The following is a 13,226-nucleotide window of genomic DNA, read 5'->3' as shown; positions in this document are numbered from 1 at the left end:
GTTCGTTTTTCTTTATCAGTCGCTTTATTGATCTTGCGTCGGCAGCCACGTGCCGGGAATGACACGCGAATGCCCGCGGAATTCAGCGATGACGGTGTCACCGGCGGTGACGCGCACGTCGTAGATGCCGGAACGGCCGCCGCGGGTGATCTCTCGCGCCTTCGCAATGAGGCGATCGCCGAGCTTGCCCGGCTTGATGAAGGTGATCTGCCCTTGCGCCGCGACTACGCGCTCATTGTGTGAGTTGCAGGCGAACGCGAAAGCCGAGTCGGCCAGCGTGAAGATGAAGCCGCCATGGGCGATGCGCTGGCCGTTGACCATGTCGGGGCGCACCGTCATCGCCAGCGTCGCAAAACCCGGACCGATCTCGACAATCTCCATGCCAAGGCCTTTTGAGGCATCGTCCTCCGCCCACATCGCGTCGGCGCAGGCGCGAGCCACGTCTTCGGGCGACAAGGCTGCTTTGACGTTCACGCGCACCTCCCGGCTGAATGTTTTCCCATGATGTTCTGCTGCCTGGCGAAGGCTGTCAAACGTGGTCGTAATCGACCACCACCCGCTCCGAGACGGGCTTCGCCTGGCAGGTGAGGACGAAACCGGCCTTCAGCTCCCAGGGCTCCAGCGAATAGTTGATGTCCATCGGCGCCTCGCCTTCGACCAGCTTGGCGCGGCAGGTGGAGCACATGCCGCCCTTGCAGGCGAAGGGCAGATCGACACCGGCGCGCAGTGCAGCATCGAGGATCGCCTCGTCCTCGGCGACCGGCACGTCGCGGCGCTTGCCGTCGATGATCAGCGAGGCGATCGCCTTCGGCGGCGCATCCACAGCGACGACCTTCTTCGGCCGCGGCTTGCCGCCGAACTCGGAGACGAAGCGTTCGACATGGATGCGGTCCTCGGCGATGCCGAGATCGCGGCAGGTTGTTTCGATCTCCTGGCTCATGCCGAGAGGACCGCAGATGAAGACGTGATCGACGCTGTCCGCCGGCACCAGCGCGCGCAACAGCACCCTCACCTTCTCGCCGTCGAGCCGGCCGTGCAGGATCGGGATGTCCTGGTCTTCGCCCGAGATGACGTGGAAGATGGAAAGACGATCGATGAAGCGGTCCTTGAGCTCCTCGAGCGCCTCCAGGAACATGATGTTGGCACTCGCGCGGTTGCCATAGAAGAGGAAGAAGCGGCTGTTCGGCTCGCGCGCCAGCACGCCCTTGACGATCGACAGGATCGGCGTGATGCCGGAACCGGCGGCAAAGCCGACATGGATGCGCGCATCTTCTGCGGGCGGGATCGCGCCGAAGCGGCCGGTCGGCGTCATCACGTCGAGCTCGTCGCCGCGTTTCAGCTCGTCCGCGGCCCAGCTCGAGAACGCACCGCCGTCGACCTTTTTCACGGCGATGCGAATCTCGCCGTCATCCGGGCCGGAGCAGATCGAATAGGAGCGGCGCACCTCCCCGCCATCGAGCGTGGTGCGCAGCGTGAGGTACTGGCCGGGCGTGAAGGCGTAATCGTTGGCGAGCTCGTCCGGAATGGTGAAAGTCATCGATACGGCGTCGGACGCCTCGCGGCGGAGGTCGTTGACGGCCAGGCGATGAAAGCGTGGTGCGGCTGCGGACATGAAGAACACTCTAGGTTTGGCTCACCGGCGTCATTGCGAGCGCAGCGAAGCAATCCAGAATCTCACCGCGAAGATAGTCTGGATTGCTTCGCTGCGCTCGCAATGACGATGGGGTTGGCATTGTGCTCAATTCACTCAATGACACTTGAAGTAGTCAAAGGGTTCGCGGCAGGCCTTGCAGCGCCAGAGCGCTTTGCAGGAGGTCGAGCCGAATTCGGACAAGAGCTCGGTGTTGCCAGAGCCGCATTGCGGGCACGCCACCGCCTGCTCGCCGAACAGCGCGCGACGTGAGCTGGAAGCTTGCGGCGGCGCAATGCCATAGGCGCGCAGCTTCCGGCGCCCCTCCTCGCTCATCCAGTCGGTGGTCCACGCCGGTGACAGCACGGTACGCACCTTCGGCTGCCGGAAGCCGGCGCGTTCCAGCGCGAGCTCGATTTCCAGCGCGATTATGTTCATGGCCGGACAGCCCGAATAGGTCGGCGAGATCAAGACTTCGATCTGATCACCATCCAGGGCGACGTCGCGCAGCACGCCAAGATCGGCAATCGTCAGCACCGGGATCTCCGGATCGACGACACTCGCCGCCGCATCCCAGGCGCGCTGGCGCAGCTCGGCGTCGCTGTCGAGCGCGGTCACCATGTCAGACCCGGGAAGGTGCGCTGCATCGATTGCAGCTCGCTGAGGAGATGGCCGAGATGCTCGCTGTGCCGGCCCGAGCGGCCGCCCTGCTGCATCCAGTCGTTTTGCGGCAAGGCGAGCGTCGCCTCGTTGATGATGCCGGTCACTGTCTTCAGCCAGCGATCGCGCAATCCCGCCGGATCGATGGCAACGCCGGCATCGATCAGGCCGCGCTCGCTGTCGTCGACGGCAAACATTTCGCCGGTGAAGGCCCAGAGATGATCGATCGCTGCCTGCGCGCGGGCGTGACTCTCGTCGGTGCCGTCACCGAGCCGGATGATCCATTCCGAGGAATGGCGCAGGTGATACGCACTCTCCTTCTCCGACTTGGCGGCAATCGCAGCCAGCGTCGCATCGCGCGAGGCCATCATCGCGCGCCAATAGAGATCGGCAAAGGCGGAATAGAAGAACTGCCGCACCAGCGTCTGGGCGAAATCGCCATTCGGCTGCTCGACCAGCAGCAGGTTGCGATACTGCCTGACGTCGCGCAAGTACGCGAATTTGTCCTCGTCGTTGTCCTTGCCTTCCGCCTTGGCTGCATAGCTGTAAAGCTCGCGGGCCTGGCCGATGAGATCAAGCGCAATGTTGGAGAGCGCCATGTCCTCTTCCAGCATCGGCGCATGCCCGCACCATTCCGACAGCCGATGGCCGAGGATCAGCGCATCGTCCGCGCGGCGCAGCGTGTAGAGCACCAGCGGCGTTTCGGAGACCTGAATGTTGGCGATGGCCATTGCTTCAATCCGCTGTTCACTTGCCGCTTGTTCCGACCTCATCCTGAGGAGGCGCGAAGCGCCGTCTCGAAGGATGGGCCAAGGGTCCCGGGCCTTCATGGTTCGAGACGCCGCTTCGCGGCTCCTCACCATGAGAGAGAGCGCTACATGTGGCCCACTTCTTCAGGCACCTCATAGAATGTCGGGTGCCGGTAGATCTTGGATTCCGCCGGCTCGAACATCATGCCCTTTTCGGCGGGATCGCTCGCGGTGATCGCGGTCGACGGCACCACCCAGATGGAGAGGCCCTCGCCGCGCCGGGTGTAGATGTCGCGCGCGGCCTGCAAGGCCATGGTCGCGTCGCTCGCATGCAGCGAGCCGACATGCTTGTGCGCGAGCCCGTTGCGGCTGCGAATGAATACTTCCCACAGCGGCGTGTTCGGCGTGGCCATCGTAATCTCCCTATTCCGCAGCTTGTGCGGTCTGACGGTGCGCGCGCTTGGCGGCATAAGCGGCTGCGGCCTCGCGCACCCAGCTGCCCTCATCGTGGGCCTTGCGGCGCGCGGCGATGCGGTCGCGGTTGCAGGGGCCGTTGCCGGCGAGCACCTGCTTGAACTCGGTCCAGTCGATCTCGCTGTAGCGCCAGTGCCCCTCGGCATCCTGCGTCATGCCGGGATCGGGAATGGTGAGGCCGAGATATTGCGCCTGCGGCACGGTGGCGTCGACGAACTTCTGGCGCAGCTCGTCATTGGAGAAGCGCTTGATCTTCCACTTCGTCGAGGTGTCGCTGTGCTGGCTGACGCCGTCCGGCGGGCCGAACATCATCAGCACCGGCCACCACCAGCGGTTCAGCGCGTCCTGCGCCATCGCCTTCTGCTCGTCGGAGCCGCGGCATAGCGTGAGCATGATCTCGTAGCCCTGGCGCTGGTGGAACGACTCCTCCTTGCAGACGCGGATCATCGCGCGCGCATAGGGGCCGTAGGAGCAACGGCACAGCGGGATCTGGTTCATGATCGCAGCGCCATCGACCAGCCAGCCAATGGTGCCGATATCGGCCCATGTCAGCGTCGGATAGTTGAAGATCGAGGAATATTTGGCCTTGCCCGCCAGCATGGCGTCGACCAGCTCCTCGCGCGAGGAACCGAGAGTCTCAGCGGCGGCATAGAGATAGAGGCCGTGGCCGCACTCGTCCTGCACCTTGGCGAGCAGCGCGGCCTTGCGGCGCAGGCTCGGTGCGCGCGTGATCCAGTTGCCCTCGGGCAGCATGCCGACGATTTCGGAATGGGCGTGCTGGGAGATCTGGCGGGTGAGCGTCTTGCGATAGGCCGCCGGCATCCAGTCATTCGGCTCGATGCGCTCCTCGGCATCGATGCGCGCCTGGAACTGCGTGGCCTTCGCCGCGTCCTCGAGGCCGCGATCCTCGGCCTCGGCCGTGTTCAGCGCCTGCGTATACATGCGCATCCTCCCGTTTGGTTGGGAGGCAATATATAACAGAAATTAGATCATGCAAGATATTTCTGTAACATAAAATCAGACACCGAACCTCCGCTCGAGGAGCTTGCGCGCCGGCGGCAGCGGCCCTGTTTCATTGGTTCCATGGCCATCGAGCCATTGTTCCGATGGGGCAAGCAGCGCGCGATAGATCTCGCCGCAGAGCTCGCGGGCGGCCCTGCCCGGCCAATCCCCCGGCAGCAGGCTGTCCGGCAGCAGCGGATCGCGCAGCACGACGCGGCGGTAGTAGTGGATCAGCAGAATCCGCGCGGTGAAGGCATCGGCGTCGGACAAACCCGTGCCGCGGCCGATCGCTGCGTGGAGCGGCTCGAACATCTTCATGAACTTGAGATAGGCGTCAGCCGTGCGATCCAGCGGCCAGCTCGCGCTGAGCAAACGGCGTCCGCTGTCATCCTCGGCTGAGACTTCGAGGCGAATGGCACCGGCAGCCTCATCCGGCACAGGCACGCCCGACGGCGCGACCCAGACGCCCGGCAGCGGGCTGCCGAAGCCGGCATTGCGCAGCGCCTCGCGCGAGGCGTCGCGACCCTCACCATTGCCGATCAGCAGCAGCTCGAAACGCCCGGTCCAGTTCGACGGCGGCGGATCGTAGATGTGGCGCGTGGCGGCCTCGAAGGTCTGCCGCCCTTTCTCAGCGAGCCGGTAAAAGCTGTTGCGGCCGACCTTTTCGCGGGTCAGCCAACCGTCGGCCGCAAGGCGCGACATTGCGGTGCGCACGACGCTACTGTCGACGGCGAGACCTTCGAAGAATTCGAGCAGCGTGCCAAGCCACACCGAGCCGCCACGCGGCACGATCGCGTCGCCGAACACGGTGATGACGATGGAGCCGGTGCGCGACGGCTCGCGCTTGAGCTGGTCGATGATGCGAGAAAGCGGATGCGCCATGCACGAGGCATAGCGCGTTTGCTGCGGGCGGGACAATGGAGACAGCAGGGCAGTCATCCTTCGAGACGGCGCTTCGCGCCCTCTCAGGACGAGGTCTGACAGTGTGCTTCGCGGAATCAGTCGCTCACAACCCTCATGGTGAGGAGCGCGGCAACGCCGCGCGTCTCGAACCATGCAAGCCCGCTCCGCTCACCGATGCGGGTCGGGATACGCCAGGCTGCGCCAGCCGCTGCGGTCGAAGGGCCGCCACTTGCCCTCCTCCTGCGCGAGACGATCCGCCACCGCGTAGACAGCGGCCGGGTGATGACCCATGCCGCAATGGCTGCTCTCGACCTCGATGCTCTCGCTCTGTGCGCCCGTCTTCTCCATGCAGCCCTGCCACGCGCAGACGCCGTCGGTACGGCTGAAGATGGCGGTGGTCGGCACCGGCGGCGGGACAGCGAGCTCACCGCCGAAGCGCGGGTCGACCTCGTCGGCCTTGCGGCCGCTCGCCCATTCATAGACGCGCCAGGCGTTGGTCGAGCGGGGGTCGCCCGCGAACGGGCTGCCGAGCGTGATCACCTGGCGCACGCGCTCCGGCATCATCTTGGCGAGCTGGCGCGCATAGAGGCCACCGAGGCTCCAGCCAACCAGGCTGATCTTGCGGCCATGGGTGTCGCTCAGCTCCTCGACGAGGTCGACCATGGCATGCTGCACGCCCGGACGCAGGCCATAGTTGCGGCCCTGGCGCCAGCCGCTGACGGCATAGCCCTTGCTCTTCAGGAAAGCGCGCAGCGGGCGGGTGGAGATATCGGATGCAACGAGGCCCGGCAGCACCAGCACCGGATGGCCATCGCCGCGGGGCGCGAGGCTGAGCAGCGGCAGCGCGCCGAGGAATGCGCCGAGCTCGTGGATCGCCCGCCCTTCCAGAAACATCAGGGTGCGGGACGGCGGGCTCAGCGTCTGGGCAGTAGCGGTCATCAATGTTTCCCCTGGAAGTGCCGGCCGCGATGCCGGCAATGGACATGAATTCCAATACGCCGGCTTCTTGGACGTTCCGCAGCGCAACATGAATCAGCTAGGCGGCCGGTTCCCGACATTCAAGCCGGAGAGGCAGCACGCGACAATAGGCGCGCGCGTTAATGCTAACGGCCGTGATGCAAAAGTCACAGCAATCGCAGCAGGAATTCGCCGGTGTAGAGGGCAAGCCCGGCGAGCCCGCCGATCAGCGAGCCGTTGAAGCGGATGTATTGCAGGTCGCGGCCGATGTTGATTTCGATCAGCGAAATCAGCTGCGTCATATTCCACGACTTGACCTGGTCGGAGATGAAGGTCGAGACGCCGCTCTTCTGGTCGGCGACGAAGCTGCGCAGCACCGTCACCAGGCCCTTGTTGATCTCACCGCGCAGCTCGGCATCGCCGGCAAGCGCTTCGCCGGCTGCGACGAACATGCCGGCGAGATGATGTTGCAGCACCTGCGTCTCACCGCTCGCGCTGCGCTCGATGAAGGAGCGCGTGTTGGCCCACACGGTGCGCGCCAGATCGGCGAGTTCGGGACGTGCGAGCAGATCGCGCTTCAGCCCGTCGATGCGGTCGATGTAAGTCTGATCGGTGCCGAGCCGATCGACGAAGGTCAGCACCATGCGGTCAAACTCGCCGCGAAACGGATGCTTGGGATCACTGCGCACTTCCTCGAAGAACGCGGTTGCCGACGCCACGATCTTGTTCACCAGGAATTTGTCGGCGCGATAGAGTCTGAGCAGGGTCGGCAACTCCGCGCGCACCTTCTCGCGGATCATCGCCATCGTCTCCTTGCCGGTCAGCGTGTCGTGCATCACGCGCAGGAGATCGTCGAACAACACCTGGTGCCGCCTCTCCGCAACGAAGCCGCGCAGCGTGCCGGCGGCAAGCGGGGCGAGATCGATCGCCTGCAATTGCGACGACATGCGGCGGATGATGAAGGTCATCAGCCCCGAGCTTTCCGTCGCGGAGAAAGCTTCCGGCAACAGGCGCAGCGCAAAGCGCGCCAGATCGTCGCTGCGTTTGCGGTCGCGCAGCCAGTCCGCGACGAAGGAGCCGAAATCGATCTCCTTCAGCTTGGCCTCGACGGGACCTGCCTCGAGGAAATGCACCTGAATGAATTCACCGAGCTTGTCGGCGATGCGGGCCTGATTGCTCTGGATGATCGCGGTGTGCGGGATCGGCAGGCCGAGCGGCCGCTTGAACAGCGCGACCACGGCGTACCAATCGGCAAGGCCACCGATGGTCGCGGCTTCCGCGAAGGCGGCGATGAAGCCGAACACCGGATGCACATTCAACAGCGACTTCGCAACCACGAAGAGGAGAAGCGTCGAGGCCAGCACCAGCGTCGCCAGCGCCTTGACGCGGCGCAGTTCGGCCGCGCGTTCGGCGTCGCCTGGGGCATCGAAGGAGAAGGTGCTTGGTGGGGTCATGACTGCGTCACAGTAGCCGTCATTGCGAGCGAAGCGAAGCAATCCAGAATCTCCCGCGGAAAGACCCTGGATTGCTTCGTTGCTTCGCTCCTCGCAATGACGGTCGCACAAAAAACAAGGCCCGCCGAAGCGGGCCTTAAAAATTCAGTTTCTCAACTCAACGTACAAATCACGCAGTCTTGTAGACCTTGGCGAAATTGTCCTGAGCGGCCTTTGCGCCGTTGGCGGCGAGCTTGCCGAAATAGTCGGAGGTCGCCTTGGCGCGCGAGACGAGCACTTCGCCGCGGGCACGGAGCAGACCCGACTGGATCTCGACGGCTTCGCTGATCGACTTGGCCGACGCGAGCTTGTCGATGCCGGAGAAGAACGCCTCGGCGTCCTCGTAGATCGCCTGCTGGACGTTGCGGCTGATCTTGCCGGCCTCGGTGACGGAATCGGTCACCGCGTTCTCGATGGCGGCGGTCACCCGCTCGGAGCCAGCGAAAACCTCGGCAGCACGGTCCTTGGCAGTGTTGGCAGTCTTCTTGACGAACTCGCGGGCGGCCTCGGGAACTTCCAGGTTCTGGATGTTCTTGAAAGCGTCCTTGAAGCCCTCGAAAGCGGTGTTCGTTTCAGTGGTCATGGGGTTCTCTCCATCCTCATTGGTCTGAGCTATGGGCTCACCCCGTCCGGATTGGCCCGGGGCACGGCTTATATGGCATAGTTAATTGTGCGATGCAATATTCGTATTGCACTGCGATATCACGAAATCGTGAACAGCCTTAACGAGAAGCATCCCTGATGCCTTCCTGACCATTTTAGCCATGAAGGTCCGTTGAGGGCTCTTTGAGTGCTGGACCGCGCTCTTTAGTGCTGGACGGCGCCTGGCAGCCCGTATGCCTCCATCTGGGCCTGGACCTGCGCGATGTTGTGCCCGAGCACGACGATATCGTGGGTCTTGCCGTCGAGATCCCGGACATGGTCCCGGAGCAAGGCCTCCGCCTTGAAGCCGAGGCTTTCGAACAGCGCGATCGCCGCCTGCTGGTCGACCGTCATCTGGACGGAGAGCTTTTCGAGGCCGGCGCCGAGCGCGAGCGCAAAGGTCTCCTGCGACAGCGCCCGCCCGACCCCCTTCCCGCGCACGTCGAGCGAGACCACCATGCGGATCTCGCCGACATGGGGCGACCAGGAGTGCGGATCGCGCACCAGGGTGCCGCAACCGACGACCGTGCCACCCCTGACCGCGAGCAGGCTCGTGATCGCGCCACGCTCGATCTCCTTGACCCAGGCCGAGAGCACCTTCGGCTCGCTGATGTTGCGCGGGAGAAACAACAGATCATGGGTCGGCAACGCCTTGCCGAAGGCGAGTACGGCGGCTTCATCCGACGGTGACATCAGGCGGATCTCGATATCGCCGGCATCCGTCTTGACGTGACGCGGATAGGAACGTGCTACGCTCATGTCGATCTCTTCCCCAGCCAGGAGTCCAGCTTCGGCCACAGCCGCTTCACCGCGTTGGCGCCGGCGACGAGGGAGACGTGACCGCCCTTCAGCATCACCTCCTCCTTGTCCTCCGACCCGATCTTCGAGATCAGGTGCTTTGCGGCATCATAGGGCACGATGTGATCGTGCTCGGCGACCGCGTGCAGGATCGGCACCTTGATGTTCTCGAGCTTCGCCGCGCGGCCGCCCACCGACATGGTGTCGTTGAACAGCTTGTTGTCCCACATCAGGTCCTTGGTGATGGCGCGGAAGTATTCGCCGGCCAGCGGCAGCGTGTCGGTCGCCCAACGGTCGAACATCCTATAGGACTTCACGAACTCGTCGTTCCAGATGTTCTCCCAGAGCTGGATCTGGCTCACCGTGCGCGAGGCCGGCCGCAGCATCTCGAACGACGACAGGATCATCTCCGGCGGCACGTTGCCGACGCTGTCGACGAGGCGATCGACATCGAAATAGCGGCGGTCGGAAAAATTGGAAAATAGCTTCATCTCGCGGAAATCGATCGGCGTGGTGAAGCAGATCAGGTTCTTCATCGGTCCGTCATTGACGATCGAGCCATAGAGCAGCGACAGTACGCCGCCGAAGCAATAGCCGATGACGGAGACGTCCTTTTCGCCGGAATCCTGCTGCACGCGGCGGACGCAATCCGGAATGAAGTCGAGGACATAGTCCTCCATGCGAAGACTCTTCTCCTCCGGTCGCGGCGCGGTCCAGTCCAGCATGTAGACGTCGTAGCCGCGCTTGAGCAGGAATTCGATGAAGCTCTGGCCGGGCACGAGGTCGAGGATGTAGCCGCGGTTGGTCGTCGCCATCACGATCAGCACCGGGACGCGGTAGATCTCGTCCGACATCGGACGGTAATGATAGAGGCTCATCGTGCCGCGCGAATGCAGCACGTCCTTCGGCGTCGAGCCGAGCGTCGGACCGGAGGTCGAGAAATATTCGACGCCCTTGATGCTGCGCATGATGGCGCGCTGCACCTCGGTCTGGATGCGCTCCGGGAGCTCTGCGAAATCAAGTCCCGTCGGCGCGTTCATTTTTGCTCTCCGCCTTGAGGGGGCGGGCGCTTGGTCCGCGGCGGCCGCAGCGCGGCGCCGATCCGCGACCCGCCAGAAGCGGCCGACATCTGGCTCAGCATGGACTTGATCTCGCCGAGCTGCCCCTCGATGGATTGCAGCCGCTCCGCGATGCCGGTCATCTGCTCGCGGCTCGGCAGGTTCATCGAAAGAAGGTATTTCTCCATGAGATCGCCGAACTGCTTCTGAGCACCCGCAGCAGCGCCGCCGGCCCGGTTCATGGCCTGCGAGAATTCGGGGGTCTCCATCGCCTTGGTGGCAAACGAGTTGAAGCCTTTCTCCATCTCGCCAATCATCTTCTGCCACAGGGCGACAGGATCGTTCATCTTGTCGGTCATCGGCGTCCTCCAGGTCACGAGGGCTTTTGGCGCCCTTCTTTTCCCTCCATACCACACCGTTGCGACGGGCCGGTCAACGGGCAAGCGGCGATCTGGTGTCGCGCGCACGGCTTCTTTGCAGCGGCAAACCGTGCGATACAACATCTGTCTACCTGCAAGAGGAACACGCCCGTGAACGCCTCCGCCCATCAGCCGCCGCAGACCGTGCGCGCCAACGGCATCGACATCTGCTACGAGATCTTCGGGAACGACAACGCCGAGCCGCTGTTGCTGATCATGGGGCTGGGTGCCCAAATGATCCACTGGGACGACGGGTTCTGCGAGCAGCTCGCCGCGCGCGGCTTTCGCGTGATCCGCTTCGACAATCGCGACATCGGCAAGTCCAGCCATCTGACTGGCGGCAAGCGGCTGACGCCGCTCGAGCTGTTGAAGCTGCGCTTCCTGAAAATCCCGGTGGCCGCCACCTACAGGCTGATCGACATGGCCAAGGACACGGTCGGTCTGATGGACGCGCTCGGCATCAAGTCGGCTCATCTGGTTGGCGCCTCCATGGGCGGCATGATCGCCCAGGAGGTCACGCTGTCATTTCCGCAGCGCGTTCGCTCGCTCACCTCGATCATGTCGACCACAGGCAATCCGCGCGTGCCGCCGCCGACGCGAGAGGCGGCCGCGATGCTGATGGCACCGCCGCCGCGCAGCAAGGAGGAGTTCATCGTCCGCTTCGGGCAGACCTGGAAACTCTTGCGTGCGGGCTCCTTTCCGGAAGAAGAGGCGCTCGATCCCGGCCGCGCCGAGCGCGTGTTCGCGCGTGGACTCAATCCGGCAGGTGTGGGGAGGCAGCTTCGCGCCGTGCTCGCCTCCGGCAGCCGCAAGGAACGGCTCTACGCCGTCGAGACACCGACGCTGGTGATCCACGGCACCGTCGATCCCCTGGTGCGGCCCGAAGGCGGCAAGGACACGGCAGCGTCGATCCCGGGCGCAAAGCTCCTGATGATCGAGGGTATGGGCCACGCGCTGCCGATGCGGTTCTGGAGCGAGATCATCGACGCCATCGACAAGCACGCGCAGGGCGCAGCGGCCAAGGCGGCGTAGACCAACGCGAGCGGTCTCCTCACGGTAACTATGTGAGCTGGCTGATACTCTCTTACCGCGCACCGGGGCGAAAGCTATACAGACCTCCGTTGATCGCCAGAGACAGAGGCAGCGGCCTCTTGGAGTTCACATGCATCTCATCTTCCGGTCAGGCGCGATGATCGCCGCGTCAATTCTCATGCTGTCCTTCGCAAGCGGCGGCGCGATTGCCGGTAACGCGCAGGAGGAAGCCAATCGCAAGACCGTGCTTGCCTTCTACGAGAAGGGCCTCAATCAAAAGGACACCGATGCAGCCCTTGCCTATGTCGGCGATCGTTACGTCCAGCACAATCCGAACGCAGCTGATGGCCCGGACGGCTTCCGAAAGTTCATCGGCTTCCTGCGCGAGAAATTCCCTAACTCGCACAGCGAGATCAAGCGCACGTTTGTGGATGGCGACTATGTCATCCTGCACGTTCATGCGGTTCGCGAGCCCAGCACCAGGGGCAACGCGATCGTCGATATCTTCAAGCTGGAGAACGGCAAGATCGTCGAGCACTGGGACGTGGTGCAGGCCATTCCCGACAATCCCGCAAACAGCAACACGATGTTCTGACGAGTGGAGCTGGCGGGCGTGCAAAGGTGTGCCGCAGCCTAACTCTTCCTCGCCATCCAGATCACATGGCGCGCACCACCGCCTTTGCCGGTGGCTCGGACGTTGATTTCGTTGACCTCGAAGCCCGCGGTACGAAGACGCCGTGAAAAATTCGGATGCGGCCCGGACGACCAGACTGCGAGCACTCCGCCGCGCCGCAGCGCGGTGTGTGCTATCTTCAACCCGGCGATATCGTACAAGGCGTCATTGGCCTTGCGGGTAAGACCTTCCGGACCATTGTCGACGTCAAGCAGGATCGCATCGAACCTGAGCGGATGCCTTTCGATCAGCTGCGCAACGTCCACTTCACGAATGTCAACGCGGGGGTCACTGAGGCTGTTGCCGAAAAGCTCGGCCATCGGTCCTCGCGCCCACGCCACCACGGCAGGGACCAGTTCAGCCACCATGATCTGCGCCTCGCTTCCGAGCACGGCGAGCGCCGCACGCAGCGTAAAGCCCATGCCCAATCCGCCGATGAGGACAACCGGCTTGACGACCTTCTCGATGTGCTTTGCCGCGAGCGTCGCGAGCGCGGCTTCGGAGCCCGACAGGCGGCTGTTCATCAGCTCGTTGGAGCCGAGCTTGATGGAGAACTCCTTGCCGCGGCGCATCAGGCGAAGCTCGCCATCAGAGCCGGGTATCGCGGCGGTATCGATTTTTTCCCAGGGAATCATGCGTGAGCTTTAGCACGATCGGAAATCGTAGGGTGGGTTAGCCGAAGGCGTACCCCACCTCTTTGGACTCCGCTTGTCGATAGAAGGTGGTGGGTTACGCT

General features: G+C 63.8%; 16 protein-coding genes. 2 read left to right on the top strand and 14 right to left on the bottom strand.

The features are described from left to right. Nucleotides 1-24: 24 nt before the first annotated feature. The 13 genes from paaI to K289_RS0103995 form a co-directional block, all read right to left on the bottom strand. Complete coding sequence (paaI, locus tag K289_RS0104055) at nucleotides 25-474, bottom strand: hydroxyphenylacetyl-CoA thioesterase PaaI (RefSeq protein ID WP_027550308.1); 450 nt, start codon at nucleotides 472-474, stop codon at nucleotides 25-27. 55 nt (nucleotides 475-529) lie between these two features. Continuing rightward, entirely contained in the window at nucleotides 530-1,612 is a 1,083-nt protein-coding gene (gene paaE / locus K289_RS0104050; protein ID WP_027550307.1) for a 1,2-phenylacetyl-CoA epoxidase subunit PaaE, read from the bottom strand. Nucleotides 1,613-1,747: 135 nt separating this feature from the next. Continuing rightward, on the bottom strand, nucleotides 1,748-2,251 hold the full coding sequence (paaD, locus tag K289_RS0104045; protein WP_027550306.1) for a 1,2-phenylacetyl-CoA epoxidase subunit PaaD: 504 nt from the start codon (nucleotides 2,249-2,251) through the stop codon (nucleotides 1,748-1,750). Continuing rightward, the gene (paaC, locus tag K289_RS0104040) at nucleotides 2,245-3,021 is read right to left on the bottom strand and encodes a 1,2-phenylacetyl-CoA epoxidase subunit PaaC (RefSeq protein WP_027550305.1); all 777 of its coding nucleotides are present in this window, start codon (nucleotides 3,019-3,021) and stop codon (nucleotides 2,245-2,247) included. Before paaC ends, paaD begins: the two co-directional genes overlap by 7 nt. 143 nt (nucleotides 3,022-3,164) lie before the next feature. Next, nucleotides 3,165-3,452 (bottom strand): 1,2-phenylacetyl-CoA epoxidase subunit PaaB, encoded by a 288-nt coding sequence (paaB, locus tag K289_RS0104035; RefSeq protein WP_008136594.1) that lies wholly within the window; start codon nucleotides 3,450-3,452, stop codon nucleotides 3,165-3,167. 10 nt (nucleotides 3,453-3,462) lie between these two features. Continuing rightward, nucleotides 3,463-4,455 (bottom strand): 1,2-phenylacetyl-CoA epoxidase subunit PaaA, encoded by a 993-nt coding sequence (gene paaA / locus K289_RS0104030; RefSeq protein WP_027550304.1) that lies wholly within the window; start codon nucleotides 4,453-4,455, stop codon nucleotides 3,463-3,465. Between the two features lie 75 nt (nucleotides 4,456-4,530). Further along, nucleotides 4,531-5,397, bottom strand: a complete 867-nt coding sequence (gene paaX, locus K289_RS0104025) for a phenylacetic acid degradation operon negative regulatory protein PaaX (RefSeq protein ID WP_027550303.1) — start codon at nucleotides 5,395-5,397, stop codon at nucleotides 4,531-4,533. 189 nt (nucleotides 5,398-5,586) lie between these two features. Next, complete coding sequence (locus K289_RS0104020) at nucleotides 5,587-6,357, bottom strand: triacylglycerol lipase (protein ID WP_027550302.1); 771 nt, start codon at nucleotides 6,355-6,357, stop codon at nucleotides 5,587-5,589. 185 nt (nucleotides 6,358-6,542) lie between these two features. Next, entirely contained in the window at nucleotides 6,543-7,829 is a 1,287-nt protein-coding gene (locus K289_RS0104015; protein WP_027550301.1) for a DUF445 domain-containing protein, read from the bottom strand. Nucleotides 7,830-7,998: 169 nt separating this feature from the next. Then, nucleotides 7,999-8,451: a phasin gene (locus tag K289_RS0104010; RefSeq protein WP_027550300.1), complete on the bottom strand. Its 453-nt coding sequence runs from the start codon at nucleotides 8,449-8,451 to the stop codon at nucleotides 7,999-8,001. A 224-nt stretch (nucleotides 8,452-8,675) separates the two neighbouring features. Further along, a complete protein-coding gene (locus tag K289_RS0104005; RefSeq protein WP_027550299.1) occupies nucleotides 8,676-9,269 on the bottom strand; it encodes a GNAT family N-acetyltransferase in 594 nt (197 codons plus the stop codon). Further along, nucleotides 9,266-10,348, bottom strand: coding sequence for an alpha/beta hydrolase (locus tag K289_RS0104000; protein ID WP_027550298.1), 1,083 nt, complete (start codon nucleotides 10,346-10,348; stop codon nucleotides 9,266-9,268). Before K289_RS0104000 ends, K289_RS0104005 begins: the two co-directional genes overlap by 4 nt. Continuing rightward, entirely contained in the window at nucleotides 10,345-10,725 is a 381-nt protein-coding gene (locus K289_RS0103995; protein ID WP_027550297.1) for a hypothetical protein, read from the bottom strand. The genes K289_RS0104000 and K289_RS0103995 overlap by 4 nt, the downstream gene beginning before the upstream one ends. A 171-nt stretch (nucleotides 10,726-10,896) precedes the next feature. Between K289_RS0103995 and K289_RS0103990 the strand changes: the two genes are divergently transcribed. Together K289_RS0103990 and K289_RS0103985 are read left to right on the top strand one after the other, a co-directional pair. Beyond that, nucleotides 10,897-11,817: an alpha/beta fold hydrolase gene (locus K289_RS0103990; RefSeq protein ID WP_027550296.1), complete on the top strand. Its 921-nt coding sequence runs from the start codon at nucleotides 10,897-10,899 to the stop codon at nucleotides 11,815-11,817. Nucleotides 11,818-11,947: 130 nt separating this feature from the next. Further along, nucleotides 11,948-12,412 (top strand): nuclear transport factor 2 family protein, encoded by a 465-nt coding sequence (locus K289_RS0103985; protein WP_027550295.1) that lies wholly within the window; start codon nucleotides 11,948-11,950, stop codon nucleotides 12,410-12,412. A gap of 38 nt (nucleotides 12,413-12,450) precedes the next feature. Here the strand turns inward: K289_RS0103985 and K289_RS0103980 are convergent, their stop codons facing one another. Continuing rightward, nucleotides 12,451-13,125 carry a spermidine synthase gene (locus K289_RS0103980; RefSeq protein ID WP_027550294.1) on the bottom strand — a complete coding sequence of 225 codons (675 nt, stop codon included), beginning with the start codon at nucleotides 13,123-13,125 and terminating at the stop codon, nucleotides 12,451-12,453. Nucleotides 13,126-13,226: the final 101 nt, after the last annotated feature.

This window comes from Bradyrhizobium sp. Cp5.3, from assembly GCF_000426265.1.
Taxonomy (GTDB): domain Bacteria; phylum Pseudomonadota; class Alphaproteobacteria; order Rhizobiales; family Xanthobacteraceae; genus Bradyrhizobium; species Bradyrhizobium neotropicale.
Note: the sequence above shows the minus strand (reverse complement) of the source record. Positions and strands in the feature narration are given on the sequence as shown.